General features: G+C 43.9%; 6 protein-coding genes. 4 read left to right on the top strand and 2 right to left on the bottom strand.

The genetic code is table 11. From position 1 onward, the window contains the following. Positions 1-127: 127 nt before the first annotated feature. Positions 128-1,687 carry an N-acetylglucosamine-specific PTS transporter subunit IIBC gene (gene nagE / locus AB6E08_RS16670; RefSeq protein ID WP_029225474.1) on the bottom strand — a complete coding sequence of 520 codons (1,560 nt, stop codon included), beginning with the start codon at positions 1,685-1,687 and terminating at the stop codon, positions 128-130. A gap of 475 nt (positions 1,688-2,162) precedes the next feature. On the opposite strand from nagE, the gene nagA reads away from it, so the two are divergent. The 4 genes from nagA to asnB all read left to right on the top strand — a co-directional run bounded on the left by nagA (position 2,163) and on the right by asnB (position 8,092). Beyond that, on the top strand, positions 2,163-3,299 hold the full coding sequence (gene nagA, locus AB6E08_RS16665) for an N-acetylglucosamine-6-phosphate deacetylase (RefSeq protein WP_372064785.1): 1,137 nt from the start codon (positions 2,163-2,165) through the stop codon (positions 3,297-3,299). A gap of 2 nt (positions 3,300-3,301) precedes the next feature. Further along, positions 3,302-4,516 (top strand): ROK family protein, encoded by a 1,215-nt coding sequence (locus AB6E08_RS16660; protein ID WP_009847335.1) that lies wholly within the window; start codon positions 3,302-3,304, stop codon positions 4,514-4,516. An 83-nt stretch (positions 4,517-4,599) separates the two neighbouring features. Beyond that, entirely contained in the window at positions 4,600-6,186 is a 1,587-nt protein-coding gene (locus AB6E08_RS16655) for a cation:proton antiporter (protein WP_372064782.1), read from the top strand. 235 nt (positions 6,187-6,421) lie between these two features. Next, positions 6,422-8,092, top strand: coding sequence for an asparagine synthase B (gene asnB, locus AB6E08_RS16650; protein ID WP_372064779.1), 1,671 nt, complete (start codon positions 6,422-6,424; stop codon positions 8,090-8,092). Positions 8,093-8,175: 83 nt separating this feature from the next. Here asnB and rfaH read toward each other — a convergent pair whose 3' ends face one another. Next, positions 8,176-8,682 carry a transcription/translation regulatory transformer protein RfaH gene (rfaH, locus tag AB6E08_RS16645; RefSeq protein ID WP_012604543.1) on the bottom strand — a complete coding sequence of 169 codons (507 nt, stop codon included), beginning with the start codon at positions 8,680-8,682 and terminating at the stop codon, positions 8,176-8,178. Positions 8,683-8,790: the final 108 nt, after the last annotated feature.

Genomic DNA, 8,790 nt, shown 5'->3' with positions numbered 1-8,790 from the left:
GGGGATTATCTGCTAACTGCAAGATCGTTCAAGTCTTCTTAAACGATCGGCATTATCCCGTTTGGGAGGCTTTCAATTTGAAACTTACTTAAGAGTAACTTTACTTCTTAATTAAGTACTTCCGTCACTATGGAAGTTTTACATCAGATAGGTCTTCACCTGCACCGATAGCTTTCATTTCGCCAGCTACGATTTCAGCTAGTGGGCCTAGGATAACCTGTAGGTTGTTTTCACCTAGTTTAACCACACCTTTAGCGCCAAGCTTCTTAAGAACAGCTTCATCTGCGATAGAGCGGTCTTTAAGAGTTAGACGTAGACGAGTGATACAAGCGTCGATTGAAGTTAGGTTGTCGTGACCACCTAGAGCTTTCAGGTATTGACGCGCAACTTCACCTTTTGGTGCGTCGCCAGCAGGAGCTGCTACAGCTTCGTCATCATCTTCACGACCTGGCGATTTCAAGTTGAAAGCGCGGATTGCGAAAGAGAAAGTGAAGAAGTATAGAGCACCGAAACCAAGACCGATTAGTAGTAGTACGAATGGTTTAGTTGCTAGACCCCAGTTCAATACGAAGTCGATGAGACCAGCAGAGAAACCGAAACCGTGCAGAGTACCAAACATGTTTGCAACTACTAGAGACAGACCTGTAAATACAGCGTGCATTGCGTATAGAGCAGGAGCTAGGAATACGAACATGAATTCTAGCGGCTCTGTGATACCTGTTAGGAATGAACAGAATGCAACTGAGAACAATGCGCCACCAACTTGGCTGCGTTTTTCAGCAGGAGCAGCTAGGTACATTGCAAGTGCAGCACCTGGTAGACCGAACATCATTACTGGGAAGAAACCGTTCATGAACACGCCAGCGCCTTTATCGCCACCGAAGAAACGGTGTAGGTCGCCAGATTTAACAGTTTCAGTCACTTCTTTAACTACAGTAGTGATTTCTGGAGTTACAGAGTTAGCGAATGTGAATGTGTGCTCTTGGCCAACAACTAGAGTTTTAGCTAGTGATGGGTCAACACAAAGTTGAGTGATGTTAGCGAATGCGCCTTGACCAGCAACGATGATTTCTTGACATGTACCCATACCAAACCAGAAGTATGAGTTCAATACGTGGTGTAGACCTACAGGGATAAGTGCACGGTTAAGAGTACCGTAAACGAATTGACCAATAGCGCCAGACGTTGATACTGCGTGAGCCAATGCGTCTAGACCAGATTGAACACCAGGCCAAACCACACCAGACACAGCACCTGCAACAAGTGCAAATAGACCAGCCATGATAGGTACTAAACGTTTACCCGCAAAGAAAGCCAGCCACTCAGGAAGACGTGTTGCATGGAAAGCGTTGTAAGAGTGACCTGCGATGATACCAGCGAAGATACCGCCGAAGAATGACATGTTTACGTCAGCGTTAATTGTTGTTGCTGTCGCTGTTAGTACGAAGTAAGCAACTGCACCAGCAAGACCTGCTGCGCCGTTACCGTCTTTAGAAAGACCAATCGCGATACCTAGACCAAATAGCAATGGTAGGTTACCGAAGATAGCTCCACCAGCTTGCGCCATGAATGGAATATCAAGTAGATCGCCTTGACCTAAACGTAGTAGAAGCGCCGCAATCGGAAGTGTTGCGATAGGTAGCATTAATGCCTTACCTAGCTTCTGTGCATATCCTAGAATATTCACCAGTTGTTTCCCCCTATAGGATTTTTTAGAATTCATTTGAGAAACTTATTTTAGTCGCTCAATTTAGTCCTATTCAGTGTATTCAATTAATTTTGCCCCGCAAATTAAAACCTTACCATTTGTGATCCTAATCACCAGTTTTTACCAAATCCAGAGGTTTTTGCTAGCGAGATCATAAAACTTATTTTATCATTCAAAAAAATGAGCGTTTATAGATAAAATTCAAATCTAATCATTAGGCAAAAACATGGTATTCCTAATTTTAGATTACCCTATGAATAATCATTAACAATGAACCTAAATGTATAATAAAGATCAATTGTTCATATGTTTTTCAACAACTTAAATAGCTTCCCATTTTGAAGCCGTTCGCCCATAAAAGATAAATCGTTACGTAAATGATGCTCGCAAACTAAGTCCACATTTAGGTAACGAACAAATTTAAAAGATCTCACGAAATAAGGATTAGCTGACTATGTACGCGCTAAGTAACTGTAAAATTTACACTGGTAGTGATGTTCTAACCGATCATGCTGTCGTAATAGAAAATGAACTGATCAAAAAAATCTGTCCTATCTCTGAATTGCCAGAAGGAATTGAGGTTCGCGATCTAAACGGAGCAAACCTAAGCCCAGGTTTCATTGACTTACAGCTGAATGGTTGTGGTGGTGTAATGCTTAACGATGAGATCACGGCAGAAACAATGCAGATCATGCACGAAGCAAACCTTAAATCAGGCTGTACTAGCTTCTTGCCTACGCTCATCACCTCTTCAGACGAAGATATGCGTGCAGTTATTACTGCAGCTCGTGAATATCACAACCAGTACCAAAACCAATCACTAGGTCTGCACCTTGAAGGTCCATATCTAAACGTTGCAAAAAAAGGCATTCATAGCGTCGATCACATTCGTAAATCAGACAGCGAAATGATTGAACTGATTTGCGAGAACAGCGACCTAGTTGCAAAAGTAACATTGGCACCAGAGCTTAATGATCCAGAACATATCGAGCGCCTACACAAAGCTGGCGTTGTCGTTTCAATCGGCCATACAAACGCGACTTACGCAGAAGCTCGACAAAGTTTCGAATCTGGTATCACTTTCGCTACTCACCTATTCAATGCGATGACCCCTATGGTCGGTCGTGAACCTGGCGTTGTTGGCGCGATTTACGACACGCCAGAAGTTTATGCAGGTATCATCGCCGACGGCTTCCACGTTGATTACGCAAACATCAGAATTGCGCACAAAATCAAGGGAGAAAAGTTAGTATTAGTGACGGATGCCACAGCTCCTGCAGGTGCTGACATGGAATACTTTATTTTTGTCGGTAAGAAAGTATATTACCGAGATGGTAAGTGTGTTGATGAAAACGGCACACTGGGCGGCTCAGCTCTGACTATGATTGAAGCAGTTCAGAATACAGTTGAGCACGCTGGTATCGCTTTAGACGAAGCTCTTCGCATGGCTACGCTATACCCAGCTACGGCTATCGGTGTAGAAAGCAAGCTAGGTCGAATCAAAAAAGGCATGGTTGCAAACCTAGCTGTATTTGACCGAGACTTTAACGTTAAAGCGACTGTTGTTAATGGACAATACGAGCACAATTAAGTATGAATGGCGGACAAATAGGTAACGTAGACTTAGTTAAACAACTAAACAGTGCGGCGGTATACCGACTAATAGACCAGCAAGGGCCTATCAGTCGTATACAAGTGGCTGATGTAAGCCAACTCGCACCGGCAAGTGTTACAAAAATTACCCGCCAACTTTTGGAGCGCGGCCTCATTAAAGAGGTTGCGCAACAAGCGTCTACTGGCGGTAGACGCGCGATCTCCCTAACCACAGAAGTCGACCCTTTTCATTCTGTCGCTGTACGCTTAGGTAGAGACTATATTCAAATAAGCCTTCATGACCTTGGCGGTCGTGAGTTGGCTTTCCAACAACAAGACCTAGATTATTCAGACCAATCAGACCTTACACAAGGCTTGGTCAATAACCTCAAGGCTTTCATTGCTGAGCATCAGCCAAAGATCGACCAACTAATTGCCATTGGTGTCACCCTTCCAGGCTTGGTTAACCCAACAACCGGTGTTGTTGAGTACATGCCAAATACGGACATCGATAACCTCGCATTGAGCGACATTATTCGCGACACTTTCCATGTGGCTTGTTTTGTTGGTAATGACGTTAGAGGAATGGCGCTTGCTGAGCACTACTTCGGTGCAAGTAAAGACAGTCAAGATTCTATTTTGGTCAGTGTGCACCGTGGTACGGGTGCTGGTATTATCGTTAATGGCCAGGTTTTCTTAGGCCATAACCGTAACGTGGGTGAAATTGGTCATATCCAAATTGATCCGCTAGGAGAACAGTGCCAGTGTGGTAACTTCGGTTGTCTTGAAACCGTAGCGGCAAACCCTGCCATTGTTGATCGAGTACAGAAGCTCATTAAGCAAGGCTATGAATCTTCTTTAACGGAACTTGAACATATCACGATTCAAGATGTTTGTGACCACGCAATCAATGGCGATGAACTCGCGAAACAAAGCTTAGTTCGAGTAGGAAACCAGTTAGGTAAGGCTATCGCGATGACGATTAACCTGTTTAACCCTCAGAAAGTTATCATTGCTGGTGATATTACGAAGGCACAAGAGATTGTTTTCCCTGCAATTAAGCGCAATGTAGAGAATCAGTCGTTAACGACTTTCCATAGTGGCCTGCCTATTGTAGCATCACAGATCGATAAACATCCTACGATGGGAGCCTTTGCCATGATTAAGCGCGCCATGCTCAACGGTGTGTTACTGCAAAAGCTTCTTGAAGACTAAAGAAAACAATTCTGATTTTCCGCGGGCCGTGTTTGTATAAACACGGCCCGTTTTTTTAAGTTAGGGAACTACAACAACAAGTTATGGAACTTATATTAATATCCACTGCGTTTATCGCAGGATTTATTGCTTTAAAATGCCACCTCCCCCCATTAGTTGGTTTTTTGGTTGCAGGTTTCGGGCTTTATGCCCTTGGCTTTGAAACCAATGACACCATCATTACTTTGGCTGACCTTGGTGTCACCCTTCTCTTATTTACTATTGGCTTAAAGCTGGACATCAAAACCCTACTCTCTAAAGAGATCTGGGCTGGCGCAACAATCCACAACCTTTTATCCACTCTGTTTTTTGCGGTCGCCCTGTTTGGTTTTAAATTCCTAGGTATTTCCTCGTTGGCAGCCATGTCAATAGAACAGATTGTTCTACTCGGTTTTGCCCTTTCATTCTCTAGTACCGTATTCGCAGTTAAGTCTCTGCAAGAGAAAGGGGAGATGAATGCGACCTATGGAACATTAGCGATCGGTATTCTGGTCATGCAGGATATCTTTGCCGTGGTCTTCTTAACGGCATCGACAGGCAAAATTCCAGAGTGGTATGCCATCGCACTGTTCGCTTTGCCATTCTGTCGTCCATTGTTCTACAAAGTCCTCGACTGGGTTGGTCACGGCGAAATGTTGGTGCTGTTCGGCATTTTCTTCGCATTGGTCGTCGGTGCAGGCTTGTTCCAGTTTGTAGGAGTAAAACCAGACTTAGGTGCCCTTATCCTTGGTATGCTGTTAGCCGGTCACCCAAAAGCTTCAGAGCTATCGAAGTCGCTGTTTAACCTCAAAGAGCTTTTCCTCGTCTGCTTCTTCTTGAATATTGGCTTGTCAGAACAGCCAACTATTCAGGGTTTTATGCTCGCAGTCTTGTTCTTATTGTTACTGCCAGTGAAAGGCGTTCTGTACTTCTTGGTACTAAACCGATTCAAGTTCCGTGTTCGAACCTCCCTACTCACTTCTTTGTCACTGTTTAACTACAGTGAATTTGGCCTCATCGTCGGTGGCCTTGCTTTTAAGATGGGCTGGATGTCTGGCGACATCTTGGTGGCAGTGGCTATAGCCGTTTCATTGTCGTTCTTAATCGCTGCACCTCTCAACAAAGCGGGTCACAAACTTTATCAACAATCAGGTCGCTGGTTAAAAGAGCACGCTGCTGAGAAGCTCCACCAACGCGACAAACGAATTGACCCAGGTCGGGCTCAAGTTCTAATTCTTGGTATGGGACGCATTGGTACTGGTGCCTACGACGAATTACGCTCACGCTACGGCAAAGTGAGTTTAGGTGTAGAAGTTCGTGAAGACGCGGCACATAACCACAGAAGCCATGGCAGAAACGTTATTTCTGGTGACGCAACTGACCCGGATTTCTGGGAACGAATCTTAGACACAGCAAACGTAAAACTGGTGATCTTGGCTATGCCTCACCACCAAGGTAATCAAACCGCCTTAGAACAATTAAAATCACGAAACTTTAAAGGTCAAATAGCGGCAATTGCCGAATATCCAGATCAGCTCGAAACACTGAAAGAGAATGGCGTCGATGCGGCATTTAACATTTACAACGAAGCTGGTAGCGGTTTTGCCCGACATGTTTGTGAACAATTGAATCCGAACATCAATAAAATATGATATTCAACATGTTCCATTTAACCTCTCAAAATTGCGATTTTTTTGCACTTTTGAGAGGTTTTTGTTCAAAAAACCAACCGCAATTAGACACCAGTCACCAAAACCACCTTAAAAGTAGATATTTTCTAACATAAACCCCTTTATATTATTTTTTTTGCTCACATTCGGTTGCTTTTTTTAGCCAGAATGGCAAATTGAATGCAGTTGATTTAGAAATTATTTAAAAGGAAGTTCTATGTGTTCAGTATTTGGCATTCTCGACATTAAAAGTGATGCCGCAGCACTTCGCCCTATTGCTTTAGAAATGTCTAAAAAGCTTCGTCACCGTGGCCCAGACTGGTCTGGTATCTATGCCGGTGAAAAAGCTATCCTTGCTCACGAGCGTCTAGCTATCGTCGGCTTAAACAGTGGTGCTCAACCACTATACAGCCAAGACAAAAAGCACATTCTTGCAGTTAATGGCGAAATCTATAACCACAAAGAACTTCGCGCTCGCTATGAAGATAAATACCAGTTCCAAACTGACTCTGATTGTGAAGTCATTCTTGCGCTTTACCAAGAGATGGGTGCCGACCTTTTAGAAGAACTTAACGGTATTTTCGCTTTCGTTTTATATGACGAAGAGAAAGACGAATACCTAGTCGGCCGCGACCATATTGGCATCATCCCGCTTTACAAAGGCTACGATGAGCACGGTAACTATTACGTAGCTTCAGAAATGAAAGCACTGGTTCCTGTATGTAAGACGATAAGTGAGTTCCCTCCTGGTAGCTTCTACTCTTCTAAAGATACAGAACCTCAACGCTACTACATCCGCGATTGGAACGAATACGCAGCCGTTCAAGGTAACAGCACAAGCAAAGAAGAGCTAACTGAAGCGCTAGAAGCTGCTGTTAAGCGTCAACTAATGACTGACGTTCCTTACGGTGTACTTCTATCTGGTGGCCTTGATTCATCAATCACTTCTGCAGTCGCTAAACGTTTTGCAGCAATGCGTATCGAAGATGACGAGCAATCAGAAGCTTGGTGGCCACAACTACACTCATTTGCTGTTGGCCTAGAAAATGCTCCCGATCTGATTGCTGCACGTGAAGTTGCGGACAAAATCGGTACTGTACACCATGAGATGACTTACACCATTCAGGAAGGCTTAGATGCAATCCGTGATGTTATCTACCACATCGAAACTTACGATGTAACGACCATTCGTGCATCGACGCCAATGTACTTGCTTGCTCGTAAGATCAAAGCAATGGGTATCAAAATGGTACTTTCTGGTGAAGGTGCTGATGAAATCTTTGGCGGCTACCTGTACTTCCATAAAGCGCCAAACGCAAAAGAGTTCCACGAAGAGACGGTACGTAAGCTTCTTGCTCTAAGCATGTTTGACTGTGCCCGTGCAAACAAATCACTTGCAGCATGGGGAGTCGAAGGTCGTGTACCATTCTTGGATAAAGAGTTCATCGATGTGGCTATGCGTTTAAACCCTGAAGACAAAATGTGCGGTAACGGTAAAATGGAGAAACACATCCTACGTGAGTGTTTTGAAGACTACTTACCAGATTCAATCGCATGGCGCCAAAAAGAACAGTTCTCTGATGGTGTTGGCTACGACTGGATTGATACATTGAAAGCAACGGCTGAAGAAAAAGTAACGGATCAACAAATGGAAGCTGCTCAGTTCCGTTTCCCTTACAACACACCAACAACCAAAGAAGGTTACGCTTACCGTGAAATCTTTGAGGAGCTATTCCCTCTAGAATCGGCGGCAGAGTGTGTACCTGGCGGCCCTTCAGTTGCCTGTTCATCAGCAAAAGCGATCGAGTGGGATGAGTCATTCAAAAACTGTGTAGACCCATCAGGCCGTGCGGTACAAGCCGTTCACAACGACGCCTATAACGCTTAAGCGTTTGAAAAATCAAATACTAAAAAAGGCGCATTATGCGCCTTTTTGTTTTAAGCCTAGTTTTTACTTTTTTAATATTTGACTTATACGTGAGCTTGTAGTGCTTCGTTTTCAATACTGATCGGAACCACTTGGCTGATCATTTTTACGAGCATAATGGATCGAGCTTCGCCATCTTTCTGATGGTAAATAGCTTCAACACCCGCAAACTGGCCACTATTAATTTTGACAACTTGCCCTGTCTCAAATTCAACACAGCAATCTTCAACTTCGCTACTACAACACTTCTCGAACTCTTTTAGCTCAAAAACCAAATCACCTTGGACTTCATACGGCCTTGCACCGAACTTAATAAAGTCGACAACACCACGAGTTGAACGAACGGTAGTAAAGCTTGGGCCTTGCTCATAATCAAAACGGACAAAGATATAGGATGGGAACAGCGGTTCTTGGACCAGCTTCTCTTTCCCTCTCACTACCTTTTCGACTTCTATTTGAGGGTAAAAGCACTCTACCCCCTGATTTTCTAGGTGCTGTTGAGCGCGTTTTTGATCACCACGCTTACAGTAAAGTAAATACCAACGTTTCATTTAACTCGCCATCTTCGTTCTTTGGACATTTAACCACAGCCTAAAACAGTTTAGTCGCCGTTAATAAATGAGTCCTGATAAGCGAGAAATTACGCGCAACAGACAGAC

It is taken from the genome of Vibrio sp. 10N.247.310.24 (genome assembly GCF_041467175.1).
Classification (GTDB): domain Bacteria; phylum Pseudomonadota; class Gammaproteobacteria; order Enterobacterales; family Vibrionaceae; genus Vibrio; species Vibrio tasmaniensis_A.
The sequence above is the reverse complement of the archived record's forward strand: the minus strand, read 5'-3'. Positions and strand labels throughout refer to the sequence as shown.